Source organism: Chitinophaga sp. YR573 (assembly GCF_900110995.1).
In the GTDB taxonomy this organism is placed as follows: Bacteria; Bacteroidota; Bacteroidia; order Chitinophagales; family Chitinophagaceae; genus Chitinophaga.
Window position 1 is genome coordinate 4,688,299 of the sequence record NZ_FOJF01000001.1, and the last position, 20,836, is coordinate 4,709,134.

Sequence of the window (20,836 nt, forward strand, 5' to 3'; positions counted from 1 at the left end):
CTGCCTTTTCTGTCATTGCCAAAAAAATACCATAAACTGATGGATAAAAGGAAATCTATTTCTTTTAATTAATTGTATCTTGCTATTAACCCGAAAAAAGAAGCCTGGCCCTCGAATAATATCTGATAGTATTTGTCAACCTAAGAAACCCATGTTATGACCTATAGTAACCCTACTTAGCCAATTTTCATACTATACGATTAAAACAACATCCGGATGCTGTTAATGGCACCGTCATGCATTTTTCCACCGTTTAATGAGTCACTATGAAACAAAAACAATGGGCAATCCCTTTGCCCGCATTGCTGCTATTTGTGCTGTTAATGTTACCCGCGTATGCCTTTTCTGCTTTAGTAAAAGGCATCATCAAAAACACGAAAGGCGAATTCCTGGCCGGTGTTACCATCAAAATAAAAGGTACGAACACCGGTACTTTATCCAAAGAAGATGGCTCCTTTCAGTTACAGGTACCAGCCGAAGATAAGGCTGTGTTAGAAATCAGTTACATGGGATACCAATCCCAGGAAATCGCATTAGCTGGCCGCAGCGTTTTACAGGTAACGCTAACGGAAAGCGCCAGCGGATTAAATGAAGTCCTTGTAATTGGGTATGGTACACAAAAAAAGGTATCTACTACGGCTGCTGTATCATCGGTAGGCGGGAAGGACCTTGCCAAATCACCGGTGCCCAATATTTCCAACTCACTGGCAGGCAGGGTTGCCGGTGTAAGCATGCGCCCTAATGGAGGAAGGCCAGGGGCAGATAATCCTGATATTCACATCCGTGGTATTGCAACTACAGGAAACAATGGTGCGCTGATCGTCATCGATGGTATCATTCGTAATAACATTAATGAAATACCCGCCAGCTCCATTGCTTCTGTAACAGTGCTGAAAGATGCGGCTGCCGTAGCGCCTTATGGTTTAGGTGGGGCAAACGGAGTATTACTGATCACCACAAAGAAGGGACTCGATGGTCCGCCCCAGTTATCTCTCAATGCTTACTATGGTGTGCAGACGCCTACGTATTATCCTTCTATGCTCAATGCACAGGATTATATGCGCCTGCATAATGAAGCTTATCTGAATGAAAATCCAACAGGTACGCAACTTCCCTATACAAAAGACCTGATAGATCATTATGCCACACTCAATGCACAGGACCCTGATAAATATCCTATCAGCAATACCAAAGACCTGGTACATCTGCATGCGCCTATGCAGAACTATACATTACAGCTGAGTGGCGGATCTCCTACCATGAAATATTTTGTATCACTGGGTTATCTGAACCAGTCGGGTATGTTTGATCCTGTTAATTATCATCGTTATGATTATACTGTTAACCTGGAAGTGCAGGCCACTAAAACCACTACAGTAAACCTGTCGCTGATAGGGGCTTTTGAACAAACACATTCTGTGGATACAGCTATATCTGTAACTAATCTTTTCCGTAGTAATTATAAATTCATTCCTATTGCCAACCTGCGCTACAGCAATGGATTATGGGGTGAGTTTGCAGGCAATTCTCCTATAGGTATGCTGAATGCGGGTTACCTGCACAACGACAGAAATACTTTGCTGTCTACGATTTCTGTAAACCAGCAATTGCCATTTATTCCAGGTTTAAGTGCTAAGGGATCTTTTAGTTTTGATCCTACACAAATGACCAGCAAAGGATGGCATACACCGTTTTATTTTTATTCGCAGGACCTGTCAACTACTCCTTATACCTACAAAAGACAGATTTCTACTGCCGAAGGAAATGCTGCTTCTTATACCTGGCTGGGACAAAAATATGCACAGCAAAGAATATATACTTTCCAGGGATACCTGAACTACCAGCGGACTTTCGGCAAACATGATATTACAGGATTAGTAGTGGCAGAAGCCCGTAAAAGTGATTCCAGTGCATTCTCTGCCCGCAGGAATAATTTTGGTGTTAACATAGATGAGCTGGGGATGGGTAGTTCTGATAAGAGCGACTTCGATAATGGAGGTTCTTCTTCAGCCGGAAGTCAGATAGGTTTTGTATACAGAGTGGGTTATAGTTATGCGCATAAATACCTGCTGGAAGCATCCGGCCGTTATGATGGTCATTACTATTTTGCACCGGGAAAACGCTGGGGTTATTTTCCTGCATTCTCTGCCGGATGGGTATTATCCGAAGAGAAATTCTTACGCCCACTATCATTTATCAATTATCTGAAAGTAAGAGGGTCGTGGGGTAAATCAGGTAATCTTGCGGGAACACCTTTCCAGTATCTGCAAGGGTATTTACTATATGGCAATGCTTATGCATATGGTACTGGTACTATGGTACAGGGATCATACGTGCCTCGTGAAGCTAATCCCAATATCACCTGGGAGATCTCTAACAAAACAGATATAGGTTTTGAAACATCATTGTGGAAAGGATTGCTGGATCTTGAAGTAGATTATTTTCATGAGAGAAGAACAGGGATGTTATTACCGCCGGCAGTTACTGTTCCTATCGAATATGGATTAGGTCTTTCTGATGAAAATGAAGGCATCATGGAGAATCATGGGATAGAAATCACGGTAGCTACCAAACATGAGTTTTCCAATGGTTTGCATGTAGGGATCAGTGGAAATTTCAGTTATGCCCGGAATAAAATGTTACAGATCTTCGAGACTTCTGCTACCCGGAATAATCCTAACAGAAGCAGAACGGGCAGACCTTTTGGTACTCCTTTCGGTTATCATGCAATAGGGCTTTTCAGTACATCCGATGATAAAAATAATGATGGATTGATCAACGCAGCGGATGGTTATAATGTAACACAGTTTGGGGCTCTGCATCCGGGAGATATAAAATATGCAGATCTGAGTGGTCCTGATGGAAAACCGGATGGAAAGATTGATGCAAATGATGAAACGCGTATAGGCAATCCGGTATATCCATTCATTACTTATGGATTTACGCCAACAGCTTCCTGGAAAGGATTAGATCTGAGTTTGTTTTTTCAGGGTTCAGCAATGTCAAGCTTTAGTATTTCAGGATTCCAGACTATCCCTTTCAATAACAACAACAGCAACTCCGCTTACGAATATTACAACAACCGCTGGACTCCTGATCATCAGAATGCAAAGTATCCAAGGGCGAATCAATCTCCCTATGCTAACAATACCCAGGTATCCGATTTCTGGATGGCGAATACGGCTTTGCTGCGCCTGAAAACGGTGATGCTGGGGTATACATTACCTGATGCAATATTGCAACGTTTAAAGATAAAGGCACTACGTGTGTATGTATCCGGACAAAACATGCTCACCTTCAGCAAGCTGAAATTCATGGACCCGGAAGTAGGTTATACGGATGGTGAAACTGCTTACCCCAATCAGAAAGTATACGTAATGGGAATGAATGTAACTTTTTAGATCACAACTAACTGGACTTATTATGAAATACATAAAATCGATTTTCATATTAATATTACTTTTTTCCTGTAATAAAAATTTCCTTGAGAAGACCGATAAAACACAGTTAACGGATGCGATACAATGGGCATCAGAAGGAAATGCTGATATCTTTTTGAATGATATTTACGGCAGCTTGCCCAATTACTGGAATCAACCTGAGAACCTGGATAATTTTACCGATGATAATGATGCAGGCTTTTATTACACCTCTAATAACTGGAAGCAGGGGATTGTAGCGGCTTCCGGTACTGATTATACTGTATGGGGTGGTATTACGGGATCTGGTGATCTTACCAACTGGCCGGCTATTTTTACTGCCGTTAGAAAGTGTAATACTTTTATGGCTGAAGTAGAGGCCAATGCGGCTAACTTTTCACCGGAATGGAAACAGAAACGTCTGGATGAAGTACGGTTTCTGCGCACCTTTTTTTACAGTGAATTATGGATGCATCTGGGCGGACTTCCTCTCATTACCAACCTTCCTAACCGTAGTGATAGCAATGGATTGTATTATCCCCGCAGTACGTTTGCGGAGACGGTCAATTTTATCACCAGTAATCTTGATACCATATTACTCAATGGTCACCTTGCTGTTAAATACAATCATGGTGAAGCGGATGCTGGTCGTGCTACACTGGGCGCTGCACTGGCATTAAAAAGCTGGGTACAGTTATATGCTGCCAGTCCTGCCTATAATGCGGCGCAACCTGCTGCCGGTCCTGATCCGCTGGCGGGCTATAATAACTTCGATGCGCAAAGATGGGCGGATGCTGCGGCTACCCTGAAACAGTTCCTGGATCTATACGGTAATGGTCATCCTTACGGTTTATTCTCTGATCTCAGTGCGCTATGGTATGAAGCTAATGAATACAATGCAGAAGTAGTGTGGGACCGGCAGGTGGTACCTACTACGATGGGTTCTTCTTTTGAACAATATGGCGGGCCGGTATGGATCAATGGTGCTTATTATACCTGGGGCAATTACGATCCTACCCAGGAGCTGGTAGACCAGTTCCAGATGGCTAACGGGAAAAGCATTCAGGACCCTGCTTCAGGTTATGATCCGCAACATCCATACGTGGGCAGGGAACCTCGTTTTTATAATTGGATAGTATATGATGGCGCGCCGTATAAAATGGCCTGGATGGACAAGCAGGATACGATTTACACCCGTATCGATAAGGTGCATCCATCTAAAAACCAGATTGATTTCGGGACAGATGATGTGAGTAACACCGGCTATTACTTTAAGAAAAGATTAAACCCGTTGGTAAGGCCAGGGGGAGGAACTATCAGTGGGGCCAACTTCATTTACTACCGGTATGCGGAAATCCTGCTGGGGTATGCAGAAGCGCAGAATGAATCCGCAGGTCCCGATGCCAGCGTTTATGATGCCATGCATCAGGTACGGGCAAGAGCTGGTCTTCCTGATCTGCCAGCGGCACTCAGTAAGGATGATATGCGTACCGCCATTCACCAGGAGCGACGCATAGAGTTATGCTTTGAGAACAAGCGCTTTTATGATATCATCCGCTGGAAGACAGCAGAGAATGTATTGAACCTGGACAGGCATGGTATGAAGATCACTAACAGTGTTCCTGCTGATAATAGCGGAGTATGGGTGTATGAAGTAGTACCACTGAATCATCCGCATGTATTCCTGCAGAAAATGTATCTGAACCCTATTCCGCAGGATGTGATGGACCGTAATCCTCGTATCAGGCAGAATCCCGGGTATTAAAAACATCAATATGTAACAAGCTTCGGCTTGTTACATATTATTTCATAAGCAACTTTAGCACTTCATCCCTGCGCTGACGGGAAACTGGTATCTGGCTCCCATCTTCCATAGCAACAGCGCCGCCTTCCGTCTTGATCCAGGCAGTTATTTTATGTCTGTTGATCAGGTGTGACTGGTGGGTGCGAATAAAATCCCTGTTTATCAGTAAGTCATTATATTCCTTCAACGTTTTACAGACGATCAGTTTCTTTTGCCCGGATAAATACACATGTGTATAATTGCCGGCAGCTTCCATACGTATAATATCTTCAGGCAGTGCGAAAACGATCTTATCACTTAGCGGGAAAGCGATACGGTTTTCTGTCACAGGCTTATTCATATTGGCCACCAGTTCTTTCAAACGTTGATTATCGGGACCTATCTGCGCAATAGCTTTATCTACCGCAGCAGAGAGTTCCATCACATCTATAGGCTTTAATATGTAATCAATGGCACAGGCTTTTACGGCAGCTATGCCATAGTTATCATAAGCAGTTACGAATATCACTTCAAAGTTACGGTTGGCAGGAAGTGATTGCAGTAATTCAAAACCTGATCCTCCCGGCATTTCAATATCGAGGAATAACAATGCAGGTTCCAGTTGTTTGATGAGCTTCAGTGCAGTAATAGCGGAATCCGCTTCTGCTACAATTTCTATAGAAGGACAGTATTCCGTGAGTAATACACGCAGGTTATCCCGGCTTTTATCTTCATCATCAATAATAATACTTCTTATTTTCATGCTGCTTCAATTGGAATGGTTAAGATGGCGGTAGTACCATTACTGATATTATATTCAAGGCTTGCCGAGCCGAATAACTGTAATCGTTGTTTTACGAGTTTTAATCCCAGGCTTTTATGTGAGGACGAAGAAGGCTGGAACTCTGCGCCGTTATCATATACAGAGATCTTTAATGACTCATGCTGTTTTTCTATTTTGATCAAAAGATAACCATCTTTTCCTTTGGATGCAAGTCCATGTATAATTGCGTTTTCTATCAGTGGTTGTATGATCATGCCAGGTATTTCTACCAGGTCTATATCTTCCTCTATATCCATTTCAAAAGAAAAGTCGAAGCGTAGTTGTTCCAGTTCACAATATAACTTTATGGTAAATAACTCGTCCAGTAGGGGAAGTGTATTTTTTTCTGAGTTATTTAATACACTTCTCAACAACATAGAGAATTTTACAAGATAAGTATTGGCTGCCTTATATTGAGCAGTATTGATCAGCGACTGAATGGAATTAAGTGCATTGAAAATAAAATGCGGATTCATCTGGGAACGAATGGCTTTTATTTCCAGCTGCTGGATGGTGTTCTTCAGTTTGATACGTCTGATACGTACGCGATAGATCCATAAACCTATTAACGCAGTGATGAGGATGGAGCCAAGGCTCCATCCAATAATATTCATCACGTTTGCTTTTTGTGTTTTTGAAAATTGAGGAGAGTTCGTCGCTTTTTTAATAGCATCGTTTAAGTCTTTCCATTCGTCATCAGTACCTGTAATATGATCATCCATCATCTTTCCCCACTGATCCAGTACTATAAAGTTATTGTGAAGAACATCTATTCCGTATAACTCATAGTTTTTCTCTTCATCGTTTTTTAGTTCGATGACGGTTACATTAGGTAGATTTCTGATCAGCTGATCTTTATTATTTTCCATCCCTTTTATCTGTATCCAGGCATAAACAAAATGCACTTTGGGATGACTGTTTACCAGTTTGAGATAATCAGCAGGTCTTACCTGTCCGTAAAAATCTATCAGCAGGCAAGTTGTTTTATTCTGTGTATTCAGGTCGTATGTTTTACCATTGGCCATCGTAAGTTTTATGGGTAAGGGATTGCCGGGTGCCCAGCGCTCCATCAGCTGCCAGTTTTTAATAAGTGGAGCTGTAAGCGTACTGTCTTCACAATTATTGATAAAATCTTCAAAATAAGGTTGCAGTCGTCTGTTGGTTGTCCAGCTGCTTTGTTTCAGTTCATTGTCTATACTCTCTTTTAATTTAAAATACAGCGGATATCCTTTCAATGTAGATAGTATGGCTGAATAATCGGCATAGAAACCGAATGATTCGGAATTACCACCGGTAGCTAAACTGATACGTGCCTGCTGATAAGAGACGAACTGGCTGATGTATGATTTATAAAACGGTTCCTGCGGATATGGGTTTAAGACTACCGGCAGGTTGTCAATAGCTGCTGTGACTTCGGTAGGAATGTCCTGGAAGGGACGCAGAGAACCGTTAGCCTGGTAATTATGCTGGGAAAGAAAGAATAATCTATCACAAGCTATGCGATATTGCCAGTACGTTTTAAAGTAATCAATACAAACAGGTGTAGCTTTATCCTGATAATTTTTTATGATGGCATTGAATGTGGCAGTTTCTTTTTCTTCTGATAATAGAACGTCAGAGAGTGTTTGTTGGGCCGATACTTGCGCAGGGTTGAGGGTCTCTCCAAACTGTTTGTCGATATTATCGGCCAGTTGTGAATTGATGGCTGCATTGCCGCTGAATGCCCATTGTTTGTTTAAAAATAAAGTATCGCCTGGCATCAGGAACAGATGGCTGTGATGATCACCGGATGAGATCTCTGCCTGCTGCGGTCTGGTAATAAATATAGTACGGGAAAAGGAGCCATCGCTGTTTACCACGCATTTCCAGGTACTATCACCGGAAGTGATTGTTACTTGTTCTGCGCTTTGTATTACAACATTACCGGGAATAGGGAAAGAGGCGGCAATGAGTAGCTGTGCATATTCGAGGCTGGGATCGTTTATACGGCGGGTTAACTCACGGTGTGCCAATATTGGCCGCACTATATCTTTAACCTGGTCTGCTGTCATGGGATCTACGGTAACCGTTCTGTACATGTTCACCCATTTCTTAGCGCTATTGTCGTATGTTATTATACGGGGAGGAAGATGAAGAGAGTCTTTGGTAAGAGAAATAATACTGCCATCAGAACTGATTTCCAGCAAGTATGCACCTTTTGCTGTTTTCCGGGACTGCTGCTGCTTGTATGGCGGATAGTAACTGTCATATCCCATCCATCCTTCATCAGAAGTAGACAGACTGGTAGTATGAACAATGGTCCTTTCCAGTTCTATTTTATATTGCTGCTTACCATCTTGTAGTTGTTTAATAAGATGATATCGCAGCTGAAAGCGAAAGTTTGGTAGAAATGTGGGTTCTTTGGTCGTATAAGGACCATTTTCATTACCCATTGTAACCTGCATTTCGAACCAGTCTCCGGGTTGTAGCGGAAAATATCCATGCTTATCCTGTGCTGACAGCAGGAGAGGAAAGATAAGCAGGAAGAATACATAATTGATTGTTTTCATGATACAATAATTTTATTGTACCAAAGCTACCAGTAACGGTAACCCGGAGAATGCCCCACTGAGCAAACGGTTAATATGACTGATTATCCGGTTTATTAAGATTGTTCATCACAGCTATTAATTCATCTACACTAAAACCATCCTGTGTATTGAGTTCCCATTGTACGACATCTTTTACCGTCACCTTCAATATATAATGGTAATAGTACCTTCTTTTTCTCTTATCAGAATAGGTTCTGTTTGATTTTAGTCTCATTGAAACAAAGATAACACCTGATTTATATTATATTTGAATAAACACACCCTATATCTGTCACATTTGCCCCCCTGACAGAAAGTGACTAAACAGTAATTTTGAGATATGTTTATTGATATTAGTGACAGAAAAGAACTACTCCGGTTGTTGCTGCGTCTTACACCCGATGCTGTGCCGCTTTGGGGCAAAATGACTGCACAGGAAATGGTAGAGCATTTAATTAACCAGGTTGAATATACGAACGGTACGAAAATACCTACCTGTGATAGGCCTGCCGCAGAAGCGTATGAGAGTAAGCAGAGGATGCTTAAGTCTAATGAGGAACTGCCAAAGAATGTATTCCTGGGGGAGCTCCCTGCACTGATCTATCCCGATATTGAAACGGCTGTTCATCAACTGATGCAGGCGCTGGATGATTTTGATGCTTATTTTAAAATACCGGGGAATACAGCTATTCATGGTGGATATGGCCCTATGGATCACAACGAGTGGTTGATATGGCATGGGAGGCATTTTACGCATCATCTGAAACAGTTTGGTCTATTGTAAAATCCATTATAAAACAATATCGCAGAATCGGGTTTCTATCCATGTAATTTAAATACAACAAGAAAAAGACAACTATAGTAATTGAGCCCTCTCCTTTATACATTAAAGAAATATTATATTTGCTTATGGAAGAGCAAAGCGAATCTATTTTTTCATCGGAATTTGATGATGTACAACCTGTTAAGCGCAGGTGGTTTATATTGCCCTGGTGGATAAGGGCTTTCTCCTGGTTGTTTCTTTTAGCAGGAGCCTTAGCACCTTTTATTCTGATAGCAGGATTGTTCAGGATTCCGGTAAATCTGAGTTTATATGGCATGAAGTCAACGGATCCTGTTTCGGTTGCCGGGTTTTGCCTGATAGTACTTTTTATGGTGAAAGGTATTGCCGCATATGGACTATGGGCTGAAAAGAATTGGGGAATTGTAATGGCGCTGGTAGATGGTCTGTTGGGAGTTGTGATCTGTATTGTCTCTATGTTTATTCCCGATCATTCGAATTCAACACAAAGTTTTATCCTTAATTTCAGACTAGACCTTATTGTGCTGGTTATATATTTAATTAAGTTGTACAGATTAAAAGATCAGTGGGATAAGAGTGGTAAATAAATTATCCAATGATATAAAAAATGGAAAATCCGCTATTATTAGCGGATTTTCCATTTTAGGCACTCTTTTTTAATGATTCTCCAAAGAAGCCTTAGTATTTAATAAGTTACTGGACTTTTTAATAAATTTTCAAAAGTTATTAAAAAATTAACAGAAGTATATTATCTTCAAGAAAGTTTAACAAAACATTGATCCTGGGTAATGGAAGAGAAAAACTTATTGTATAAGAACTTAGTTATCAAGGAGCTGTACTTTTCGAAAACGTTTTCATGTGCGGATTTAAGCAGTAGAATCAATAGAAGTCTTCCATTTACAGCCAAATTGCTGGCCGAAATGATAGAAGAAGGGGACGTGGTTGAGACAGGATATGCAGCATCTACCGGAGGCAGGAAGCCAATAATATACTCCCTGAGGCCGGATATAATGTTCGTAGTGTCCGTAGCAATGGACCAGTTTGTTACAAGGATCATTATTTCGGATATGCAGGGCAACTATGTCACCGACATCGAAAAATTCGAGTTGCATTTGCCTAAAGAGCCTCAATGGCTCTGTATACTGACAGAAAAAATTGAAGAAGTTATTCATACATCAGGTCTCAAAAGAGATCGTATAAGGGGGATAGGGATAGGCATGCCAGGCTTTGTGGATGCCCGCAAAGGAATCAACTACTCTTTCCAGGAAGCTGGAGAAGACGTCACCAGTTATATTACAGAAAAGACAGGGATACCTGTATATATAGATAACGACTCCAGTGTGATTGCCCTGGCAGAACTCAAGTTTGGTATAGCCAGGCAGAAGAAAGATGCCATGGTAGTGAATATAGGATGGGGGATAGGACTGGGGATGATCGTGAACGGAGAACTATTCAGGGGACATGATGGTTTTGCCGGTGAATTCAGTCATATACCGCTTTTCATGAACGGTAAGTTATGCAGTTGTGGTAAAAGTGGCTGTCTTGAAACAGAAACTTCATTACTGATAATAGCCGAAAAGGCCAGACAGGGACTAAAGGATGGGCGCGCTTCTTTATTAAAACAATTAGCACTGGAAACTTTCGAAGAAGTACATGAAAATATCCTTTTCGCAGCCGTTAGGGGGGACCAGTTTGCAGTAGAACTATTATCAGAAGCAGGATATAATATAGGCAGGGGTGTAGCTATTTTAATACATCTCTTCAATCCGGAATTAGTAGTATTGAGCGGAAGGGGATCACTTGCAGGTAAAATATGGCAGGCGCCTATACAACAGGCAATAAACGAACATTGTATTCCACGACTAGCGTCCAACACAGTGATAGAGGTATCAACTATGGGTTATGAAGCAGCATTGATAGGAGCCGCAGCTTTAGTTATTGAGCATTATGGAATCGACACTAACATCTAATTAAATCAACCAAATATGAAAACGTAACCGTGAACATTAATGGCTGATCAAAAAAAAACCGGATTCTGTTTGCACCAGAACCCGGGGGAAATTTGGTCATCTATCAGAAAACGAGACACTTGGAAAAATGACTGTTTACTTTCAAAACCAAACTACACAAAAGTATGGAACTACTTTTACATGGCAAAGTTCGTCTTACCGGACGACTTTTGCCTGCTAAATTGATGCTTCTTCCTATCCTTATCCTGGCAACACCTTTGCATCTACATGCAGAAAGCTATTCCCGGAAGATTGCACTCTCCTCTAAAAACATCTCCGCACCTGTAGATATACACGGACAGGTAACAAATAAAAATGGAGAACCTGTTGCAGGTGTGAACGTAACGATCGTAGGTACATCCAAAGGTACTATCACCGATGAAAAAGGGAATTTTCAGATCCAGGCAGCTGAAGGAGCAGTGCTGGTCTTCTCTTATGTCGGTTATCAGACTACCAAAATCACACTCGGCGCATCTTCTACAGTAAATGTAACATTACTGAAAAGTGAAAATGCCATGAATGAAGTAGTGGTGACTGCACTTGGTATCGGCAGACAGAAAAGAGCACTTGGTTATTCACAGGAACAAATTAAAGGCGTTGAATTAACTCAATCCAATGCACCCAACGTTATCAATGCGTTGAGTGGTAAAATGGCCGGTGTCAATATTACCAGTCCTAATGGAGTAGATGGTGGTAGCACCAGAATTATCATAGGTGGAAATAATACAATCACAGGTGATAACCAGCCCCTGATCATTATCGATGGAATGCCCATGGATAATACAATACCTGCTGCTGCACAGGATGTTACGGCCCCTAAAGACTGGGGTAGTGCTATTAACCTGATCAATCCGCAGGATATTGAAGATATGAGTGTGCTGAAAGGCCCTGCTGCTGCCGCTTTATATGGCGGTCGTGGTGCGAATGGCGTAATATTGATCACTACTAAAAAAGGTGCCCAACGTAAGGGTTTAGGCGTAGATTATAACTTCGGATATAAAGTAGTACAACCATACCGTTATATCAAAATGCAGAATGAATACGGTGCGGGAGGTATGGTATCATTAGATGCTCCTCAGTACCAGACAGATGCTTCCGGTAACCCGATGCTGACAGACGGATGGGAACAGATGTTCGTGAATCAGAAAACAGGTTCCGGTCCTTTTGGTGTGGCTGTTACAGACCAGGTTAGCTGGACAGGCTCCGGTGTATCATGGGGACATAAAATGGATGGTACAAAGATTACCTGGTGGGATGGTACTACAAAAGCAGATGTTCCTCAACCTGATAATGTAAAGTCTTATTATCAAAATGGTAGTCAGACCACACACAATGTGGCTATTTCCGGTGGGAACGACTGGGGTACTTTACGCGCTTCCTATACAAGAGCAGATAATAACTCCATCATTCCAAATTCGAAGTATAACCAGAACTCATTCAATGTAGGTACTGCAATGAAATTGAGCAAAAGAGTGAATGTACAGGTGAATGCTTCCTATTTCACAAACGTATATCAGAATGCACCTTCATTAGGAAATACAGAAGGTACATTGCAATCTAATCTCGTTTACGCATATAGCAGGAACTACAGAGGAGCAGCAGATATTGGTAACTACAAACTGGCTGATGGATCACGCAATAGTTTCACCGGTTTCCCCTGGTATGGTAACGGTTCCGCACAATACCTCTACTGGAATACTTATGAACATAATGAGACAGTTACCAGAAGAAAACTGATCGGATCTGCACAGATGAATTATGAAGCCACCGATTTCCTGAATTTAATGGTAAGGGCAAGTGTGGATGCAAACAACAATGAAGATCTGACGGTTAATAGTCCTACTGATGCTACCGGTACTGTAGGTGGTACATACGGACATGGATTAGTAAGGGATATTGCCAATAACTACGACTGGCTTGCAACACTGCATAAAGACAATATTTTTAAAGACATCAGCGCCAAATGGTCTGTTGGTGGTACTTTTTATAAAAGATCAATGTATGGCATTTCAGGAACGAATAGTCCTTCTGCTTATGCCAATCCTTACCTGACATATTTTGCTAACTATGCCGGTTCTACGCAAACAAGCCAGATTCCATCTGAATCATGGTATGATAAAGAACTGAACTCAGTATACAGCTTTTTAAACCTATCCTATAAAAACTATCTTTACCTGGATATCACGGCGCGAAACGACTGGTCTTCTACATTACCTAAAACGCAGTGGTCCTATTTCTTCCCATCCTTCTCCGCCAGTTATATCTTTACTGATGCCTTACACATTGATAATTCCGTGTTGAGCTTTGGTAAGATAAGAGCTGCATGGGCAGAAGGTGCGGTGGATGTCCCTCCCTATATCGTGAATACAGTGTACAGTTCGGCAAGTTTTGCCGGTCAGCCAACATCAAGTCTGCCATCTGCTTTGCCTGCGATCAACTACAAACCACAGGTGAATAAAACGGCGGACTTTGGTGTTACACTGGGCTTTTTACAGAACAGAATCAATTTAGATTACCGGTATTATCGTGGCCGTGCTACCCAGCAATTATTAAATTCTCCACTGCCTATTTCTTCCGGTGTATCCAGCATCATTATCAACACAGGTGTACTGGAAAACTCAGGAATGGAAATGATTCTGAGAGCGAGAATTGTTGATCAGAAGAACTTTAAATGGGATGCGAGTTTAAATATGTCCAATAACAAGAATCGCCTGTTATCTCTTACAGAAGGAGCCAACCGCGTAGATATGGCTAACATATGGGGCGGTAACGGTAACTACATTTCAGCGGTTGTAGGACATGAATTCGGTACCATTATGGGTTACGATTATGTGTATGATTCTAAAACACATAAACCTTTACTGCAGGATGAAGCAATGCTTATGCAGAACTTCGGTGTGAGCGCAGCAACAGCCGCACAAATGAAAGGTACCATGTATCAGTCGAGCAGCACGATAGTACCTATCGGTAATGCAACACCGAAATTCAGAGGTGGTATCACCAATACTTTCACTTTTGGAAAAGGGATTTCAGTAAGCACTTTGATAGACTGGAAAATCGGTGGACAAATATGGAGCGGAACCTATGCTTCTATGATGCAACAGGGTACTGCGCCTGAAACATTGAAAGAAAGAGATGGTGGTGGACTTGCGTATACTACTCCGGATGGAACATCTACCAAATGGGGCGTTGTTTTACCAGGTGTTTATTCCGATGGAACAGTGAATACCAACGTAGTGCATTATTACTACAAATACATGCAATATGGTGTATGGAGCAGCGGACCTAATGGAAACAACTGGATACACAGTACCGGTGTTTTGAATGATACCTGGTATAAATTGAGAGAACTGTCTGTCAATTATGTTATACCTGCCAATATCGTCAAAAAGACAAAGGCATTCCAGGCACTTTCTGTTTCATTGGTAGGAAGAGATTTGTTCTATCTGTACAGTTCATTACCTGATCACATTAATCCGGAGGGTTCTAATGGTGCTGGTAATGCACAGGGTATTGAGTTTGCATCCTTACCGGGTGTTCGCTCATTTGGCTTACAGTTAAGAGCGTCATTCTAGTCATTCACGTAAAAAATCAGACAATTATGCCTCGCATATCTATATATTTATTGTTCGGAATGGTTCTTTGCGCTTCCTGCACAAAGAACTTCGAAGAGCTGAATGCTACACATAATGCTCCCTCTTCAACGACGATTGGTCCGTTGATTAACAGGATCGACAGTTCTCTTTTCCTGGGTAGCACAGAACAGGGATCTATTCATAACGACTATTATTATCCTATTACCCAATTAGCAGCTACAACAGCCTTTTCAGCCTTCGTATTATCGAATGGTGTAAATGAGATCTGGAACGGTTATTACAGCACACTGCAGGATATTAACCTGGTGCAGGATAAAATAAATGCAGTGTCAGATCAGGAAACCATGAAGAATATACAGGCGGTGTTATACATTTTACGCGCCTATAAAACATTCAGGATGACTGACCAGTTCGGGGATATCCCTTATTTTAAAGCGGGAAAAGCCTACACTGGTGATGCAGCCAGCTTCAGGGTGGCTTATGATTCGCAGCAACTGATCTACGATTCTTTATTAAGTGACCTTAGCTGGGCGGTGAATAATATTAACACCGCTGCCAGTCCGGTTACCAGTGCGGGAGTTGCTTATCAGACCTTAGGTAGCTATGAGACCGTGTTGGGTGGAGATATGGCAAAATGGCAAAAGTTCGCCAATTCCCTGCGTCTGCGTTATGCCATGCAGATGGTAGAAAAAGATGCAGCTACTGCTACTCCTATTATTCTGGCTGCATTGAATAGCAGTGTCGGATTTTTAGGTGATAATGAAGATATCTGTCTGTGGCCGGCTTCATTAGGCGGCTATGATTTAGCATCAAGATGGTATAGCTTTTCTACGGGTGGTACAGGGTTGGTAAGAATGAGCAGCACTATGTGGAACCTGGTATCAAATAATAACACTGATGCAGGCATCTTTGACCCTCGTGCGAAGCTTTTTGTAGAGCCTAATGCAGCAGGTAACTGGGCGCCTTATACGATAGGTGTAAGTTCAGGTGATAACATCAATGCATACACATATGCCAGTACAGATCCTACTAATAAAAACGGATGTTTATTTTCTTTGATCAACTGGTACCTGATACGCGATGAGTGGTATATTCCGGAGCTTATCATGACTTCCGCAGAAGTACATTTCTTAAAAGCAGAAGCATATGCCCGTGGATTAGGTGTAAGTCAGAATATAGCGACTGCTGAAACAGAATACAACGCAGGTATCACTGCCTCTGTTAATTTCTGGTATAAGGTAGCAGCGGGTACAAACACTACATCGGAAGACTGGGCGGCAGTAGCACCTTCTGCTCCGACCACGCTGGAAATGCAGACTTTTTTAGCCAATTCTAAAGTAGCCTTTACCGGCACAGCTGCGGATGCGATCAGTAAGATTTATGCGCAGGAATGGTTATCGTATTTCCGTCAACCATGGCTGGCGTTTAATTTATCGAGAAGAACAGGTAGTACACCTGTTGATGCGAGCAGTAATCCATCAACAACGTATACTACTTTTTATCGCCTTCCTTATGCACAGGATGAAGCGGTGAACAATGCAGATAACTATAATGCACAGATCAGTAAGATGGGTGGAAATAACACCAATTACAAAGTTTGGTGGATGAAGTAAAAAACGGGCAATGGAAGATAGGGGGTTGTCTCAATACCATGAGGCAGCCCCTTTTAATGCTACAGAATTTACTCAGATTTGACATGGATATTTGTTAACACATCGTCATTTGAGTTATGGATCTTGTCTTTACAGAAAATCTTGTCAAAGAATATGTTACGGATCTTTTTGCCCGCTTAACCTCCCCTTATCTGATCTATCATAATCTTACACATACAGAGAATGTAGTTATACACGCCAAAGAAATTACAAGGTATTACCAGTTAGGTGAGCGGGCAGCGTTCATCGTAAATGTAGCTGCCTGGTTTCATGATACTGGTCATCTTGTTGCCGAAATGAATATACATGAAGAAGCTGGCGTACATATTATGGAATCATTTCTGGAAAGAGAGAATATTAACGATGAACTGATAGCGCTTATTGCTGAATGTATCATGGCAACTAAGTATCCTACAAATCCTAAAAAACTGATGGAAGGAATTATATGTGATGCGGATACCTATCATTTCGGAACAAAATATTTTGAAACAACAGATGATCAGGTGAGAAAGGAAATGGAACTGAGGATGCATACACAATTCCCTCACTGGTATGAGAATACTTTACAGTTGCTGAAGGAGCATCGTTTCTTCACTTCTTATTGCCGTAGTCAACTGGCTGCAGGTAAAGAGCAAAACATCCATTACCTGGAAGAAAAGATCAAATCCCGTTAAATTATTACTACAGAATTTACTCAGATTTCAGATGCATTTTTAAAGATGCGTAATAAAATAGTACCCTTTATTTTGCCTGTGATAATTTTACTGCCTCAGCTTTTGCTGGGACAGGATTCAATATCTACGACTAAGACAGATTCACTGAAGGTGTTTAACTTACACCAGGAGCCGGTAGCAAGGAAACCTTTTGGCAGGATGTTGATAATTCCGGCGGTATTAATCGGATATGGAGCGGCTACTTTCGGTATAGAAGGACTGAAGAATGTAAATACTTATCTTAATAAGCAAATATACCCGGAAACAGGCCGTAAAGCCGTTCACCTGGATAACTACCTGCTATATGTTCCTACGGTGCTGGTATACGGGTTGAATATTGCCGGTATTAAAGGCAGGAATAACCTCGTTGACCGCAGCGCTATCCTTGTGATGTCCAATGTTATCATGACAGGAGTCGTGTATACTACTAAAAATCTTGCACATGAATGGAGGCCGGATGGATCTGATCGTTATTCATTTCCTTCAGGTCATACCGCTGCAGCCTTTGCAGCTGCTGAATTTATGAGAAGGGAGTACCAGGACGTTTCTGTATGGTATGGGGTTGCAGGTTATGCGGTGGCTGCTACTACAGGATATCTTCGCATGTATAATAACAAACACTGGTTCAGTGATGTGGTAGCAGGTGCCGGTGTAGGGATTCTCTCTACTGATCTCGCTTATTATATTTATCCTTCCGTGAAGAGGATATTTACAAAGAAGAAAACAGATGGATTAACGATGGTCCTGCCTACTTACCAACAGGGGGCTGTTGGAGCCAGTTTGGTACATGTTTTCTAATTAACGATAAATGGTAACTGCGCATTTTTGTAAGCTGGATTCTCTAACTGCGATCGTAGATTCTTAAACATTTTAAATGGTCCTTCTGTTGCAAACATATTTACCAACCAGGCAGGTAAAGACCCTCCGGGGTCAACGTGCAAGCTGTATTCTACTCTTATCTGACTGTTTGCCAGAGGAGTGACGACCCAGTATCCTTTGGAATTATTCACACGCACAATACCTGATTTTACCGGAACAAAGCCTTTTACTGAGGGGCCGTCTATGGTCATTACTTTCGTAACCGGGTTCTGGGTAATTGTCAGGTGAGCAACGAAATCCCTGTTTTGTGCCGGCCATGGTAAACTGATTTCAGAATAATAATATATTTCCGAAGGTGAAACCTGTTTCACCAATGAAGCTGATCTGGTATGATACAGCCATTCTGCTGCTGTGTTCACATCCAGTAATACAGCGGCCAGCTGTGATAAGGTTGCATGAAACACGCATTCTACTTTCACTGCCTTTATCTTTGAATCAGGCACTGTACCGGTATATATTTTCATATCATCTTTCTCGCTGTTCAGGTGCCACTTGATTTGTGCAGATGCAGTATTCACAGCTAAAAGAAATACTGTAATTAATATCTTATGCATAATAATTTGCTGGTAAATTGAATCAGAAGAGGATAGTGAACAGATGTTTGTTGTCGGTATAATCATATTCGACTATAAGTCCGGATGCTTCACATATCTGACGGATAACAGCCAGCCCCAGGCCATTGCTGGTACTGCTGTTGGATGGATTGTAGAATCTTTGAAAGAGGTGGGTTTTGCTTAATGGTGTATTATTACCCGTATTCCCAACAGCCAGTTTCTCTTTATCCAAAGAGATAAAGATTTCACCATTATCGTAATTATGACGGGTAGCATTGCTGAACAGGTTATTCAATAATAGTTCTACCAGTTCTTTATTTACATGCAGCGTAACGGGTTTAATATCCAGATGTGGCTGCAATAACCTGTCCTCCCACAGTTCATTAAACTGTTCTGCTTTTTTAATTAGAAGCTGATCTATTTCAACCATTGATTTTAAAGCGAATTGTTCATTTTCGATTTTAGTCAGCAGTAGCAGTGACTGATTCATACGAGCCAGTTTATTAAGTGCTTCTGTAGCACTCTGCAATGCTGCAAACTGGTATTCCGATAAGTTTTCTCCCTGCATGATCACTTCCATCTTAGACCTGATAATAGCCAATGGGGTTTGTAATTCATGTGAGGCATTTTCAGTAAATACCTTTAATGCATTATAATCCTGCAGGGCTTTTGCGGTACTACGTTCTAAGGTGGTATTCATGAAATTGAATTCATCAATACCGGTAGTGGGAAATTGAAGCCGTTGCTGATTGCCTACTTTAAAATGTTGTAAGATATCCAGAGAATGATAGAACGGTTGCCATAACCTTTTTAGTATGGTCCTGTTGATAATAAATGTGGCAATAAACATTAAGAGTATCGTACAGATGGTGATCAGGAACACGGAGTGAGTGATGATATCTGTGCCTTCCAGTGATTTACGTACCTGCACATTATACCATTTTCCGGCAGCCATGATACTAAATGAAAGTTGTCTGTAATCATCATCATCCTTAGGTATTTTTACGATCTTGAATTTCCTGCCTTCAACAGGCTGAGTGGTTTGTTCAAGAATGATCTGCTGATCTTTTACGGTTACAGGATGTGGCATTGCATCGTTCTGATCAACAAATTTTTTGATCTCACGTTGTTCAATCATGAGATCTTCATCCATCTGTCTTAAAAGTGTAAAATGCAGGGCAAAATAAAAGGCAACACCTGCTAAGATAAAAACCGCAATGGTGGATAACAGGTTAAAGCGGTTATATTTATCCAGTAATTTCATTTAGGGGTAATTTGACATGACAGCTTATATCCCATGCCATATACAGATTTAATATAATCGGGACAGCCTGATTGTATCAGCTTTTTACGCAGGTTTTTAATATGACTGTAGATAAAGTCATAATTGCCGGCGAGATCCATATCATCTCCCCACAGATGTTCGGCAATAGCATTTTTGCTGATTACTTTATTTTTATTGCTGATAAAATAAAGCAACAGATCATATTCTTTACGTGTAAGGTCAATTACTTTTTCTTTGACGATAGCTGTTTTCTCATGAAGGTTTAACTGTAATTCATCAAAAGAAACAATGTTATTCCCATCAAAGGTTTTTCTTCTGATAATAGCTGCTACACGGGCAGATAATTCTGGTAGATAAAATGGTTTGGAGAGGTAATCATCAGCGCCGGCTTTCAATCCATAGACTTTATCATCCAGGGAATTTTTAGCAGACACTATTAATACACCATCTGTTTTATTATTATGTTTTAATTCTTTTAGAATATCAAGTCCACTTCCGCCTGGCAGGTTAATGTCCAGGATAATGCAGGTGTAATCATACAGACATATCTTTTCGATAGCAGCATCAAATGTACCAGCCACTTCACACAGGAAATTTTCATCTGCCAGGTATTGGCAGATACTATCTGATAACTCCCGTTCATCCTCTATGATAAGTACCTTCATGATTTGCAAACCTATTAATAGAATCTGAAGTAATTCTGTAGGTTTGATTAAGATTTTTGTAAACTTGTGCAAAATAAGTTCGTAAA

The 20,836-nt window shown here is 41.2% G+C and carries 15 protein-coding genes; 9 read left to right on the top strand and 6 right to left on the bottom strand.

The window, feature by feature from the left end:
* Positions 1-266 precede the first annotated feature (266 nt).
* A complete protein-coding gene (locus tag BMW86_RS19545) occupies positions 267-3,401 on the top strand; it encodes a SusC/RagA family TonB-linked outer membrane protein (RefSeq protein ID WP_089783391.1) in 3,135 nt (1,044 codons plus the stop codon).
* Positions 3,402-3,423: 22 nt separating this feature from the next.
* On the top strand, positions 3,424-5,184 hold the full coding sequence (locus tag BMW86_RS19550) for a RagB/SusD family nutrient uptake outer membrane protein (RefSeq protein WP_089783392.1): 1,761 nt from the start codon (positions 3,424-3,426) through the stop codon (positions 5,182-5,184).
* Positions 5,185-5,221: 37 nt separating this feature from the next.
* Here the strand turns inward: BMW86_RS19550 and BMW86_RS19555 are convergent, their stop codons facing one another.
* From BMW86_RS19555 to BMW86_RS32575, 3 genes are all read right to left on the bottom strand, one after another.
* Positions 5,222-5,965, bottom strand: coding sequence for a LytR/AlgR family response regulator transcription factor (locus BMW86_RS19555; RefSeq protein ID WP_089783393.1), 744 nt, complete (start codon positions 5,963-5,965; stop codon positions 5,222-5,224).
* Positions 5,962-8,574: a sensor histidine kinase gene (locus tag BMW86_RS19560; RefSeq protein ID WP_089783394.1), complete on the bottom strand. Its 2,613-nt coding sequence runs from the start codon at positions 8,572-8,574 to the stop codon at positions 5,962-5,964. The genes BMW86_RS19555 and BMW86_RS19560 overlap by 4 nt, the downstream gene beginning before the upstream one ends.
* A 70-nt stretch (positions 8,575-8,644) precedes the next feature.
* The gene (locus tag BMW86_RS32575) at positions 8,645-8,830 is read right to left on the bottom strand and encodes a hypothetical protein (RefSeq protein ID WP_143056624.1); all 186 of its coding nucleotides are present in this window, start codon (positions 8,828-8,830) and stop codon (positions 8,645-8,647) included.
* A gap of 105 nt (positions 8,831-8,935) precedes the next feature.
* On the opposite strand from BMW86_RS32575, the gene BMW86_RS19565 reads away from it, so the two are divergent.
* From BMW86_RS19565 to BMW86_RS19595, 7 genes are all read left to right on the top strand, one after another.
* Positions 8,936-9,379 carry a DUF1569 domain-containing protein gene (locus BMW86_RS19565; protein WP_089783395.1) on the top strand — a complete coding sequence of 148 codons (444 nt, stop codon included), beginning with the start codon at positions 8,936-8,938 and terminating at the stop codon, positions 9,377-9,379.
* A gap of 125 nt (positions 9,380-9,504) precedes the next feature.
* Positions 9,505-9,984 carry a hypothetical protein gene (locus tag BMW86_RS19570; protein ID WP_089783396.1) on the top strand — a complete coding sequence of 160 codons (480 nt, stop codon included), beginning with the start codon at positions 9,505-9,507 and terminating at the stop codon, positions 9,982-9,984.
* A gap of 333 nt (positions 9,985-10,317) precedes the next feature.
* Positions 10,318-11,367, top strand: coding sequence for an ROK family protein (locus BMW86_RS19575; protein WP_255372955.1), 1,050 nt, complete (start codon positions 10,318-10,320; stop codon positions 11,365-11,367).
* A 164-nt stretch (positions 11,368-11,531) separates the two neighbouring features.
* Positions 11,532-14,981, top strand: coding sequence for a SusC/RagA family TonB-linked outer membrane protein (locus BMW86_RS19580; RefSeq protein ID WP_089783398.1), 3,450 nt, complete (start codon positions 11,532-11,534; stop codon positions 14,979-14,981).
* 26 nt (positions 14,982-15,007) lie between these two features.
* Complete coding sequence (locus BMW86_RS19585; RefSeq protein WP_089783399.1) at positions 15,008-16,615, top strand: SusD/RagB family nutrient-binding outer membrane lipoprotein; 1,608 nt, start codon at positions 15,008-15,010, stop codon at positions 16,613-16,615.
* A gap of 116 nt (positions 16,616-16,731) precedes the next feature.
* Positions 16,732-17,328 carry an HD domain-containing protein gene (locus tag BMW86_RS19590; RefSeq protein WP_089783400.1) on the top strand — a complete coding sequence of 199 codons (597 nt, stop codon included), beginning with the start codon at positions 16,732-16,734 and terminating at the stop codon, positions 17,326-17,328.
* Positions 17,329-17,406: 78 nt separating this feature from the next.
* Positions 17,407-18,165, top strand: coding sequence for a phosphatase PAP2 family protein (locus BMW86_RS19595; RefSeq protein ID WP_255372968.1), 759 nt, complete (start codon positions 17,407-17,409; stop codon positions 18,163-18,165).
* Here BMW86_RS19595 and BMW86_RS19600 read toward each other — a convergent pair.
* The 3 genes from BMW86_RS19600 to BMW86_RS19610 are packed head-to-tail and all read right to left on the bottom strand — an operon-like array spanning position 18,162 to position 20,750.
* Positions 18,162-18,800, bottom strand: a complete 639-nt coding sequence (locus BMW86_RS19600) for an START domain-containing protein (protein ID WP_089783402.1) — start codon at positions 18,798-18,800, stop codon at positions 18,162-18,164. The two genes, BMW86_RS19595 and BMW86_RS19600, sit on opposite strands and share 4 nt — an antisense overlap.
* A gap of 22 nt (positions 18,801-18,822) precedes the next feature.
* Complete coding sequence (locus BMW86_RS19605) at positions 18,823-20,064, bottom strand: sensor histidine kinase (RefSeq protein WP_089783403.1); 1,242 nt, start codon at positions 20,062-20,064, stop codon at positions 18,823-18,825.
* On the bottom strand, positions 20,061-20,750 hold the full coding sequence (locus BMW86_RS19610; RefSeq protein WP_089783404.1) for a response regulator transcription factor: 690 nt from the start codon (positions 20,748-20,750) through the stop codon (positions 20,061-20,063). Before BMW86_RS19610 ends, BMW86_RS19605 begins: the two co-directional genes overlap by 4 nt.
* Positions 20,751-20,836 lie beyond the last annotated feature (86 nt).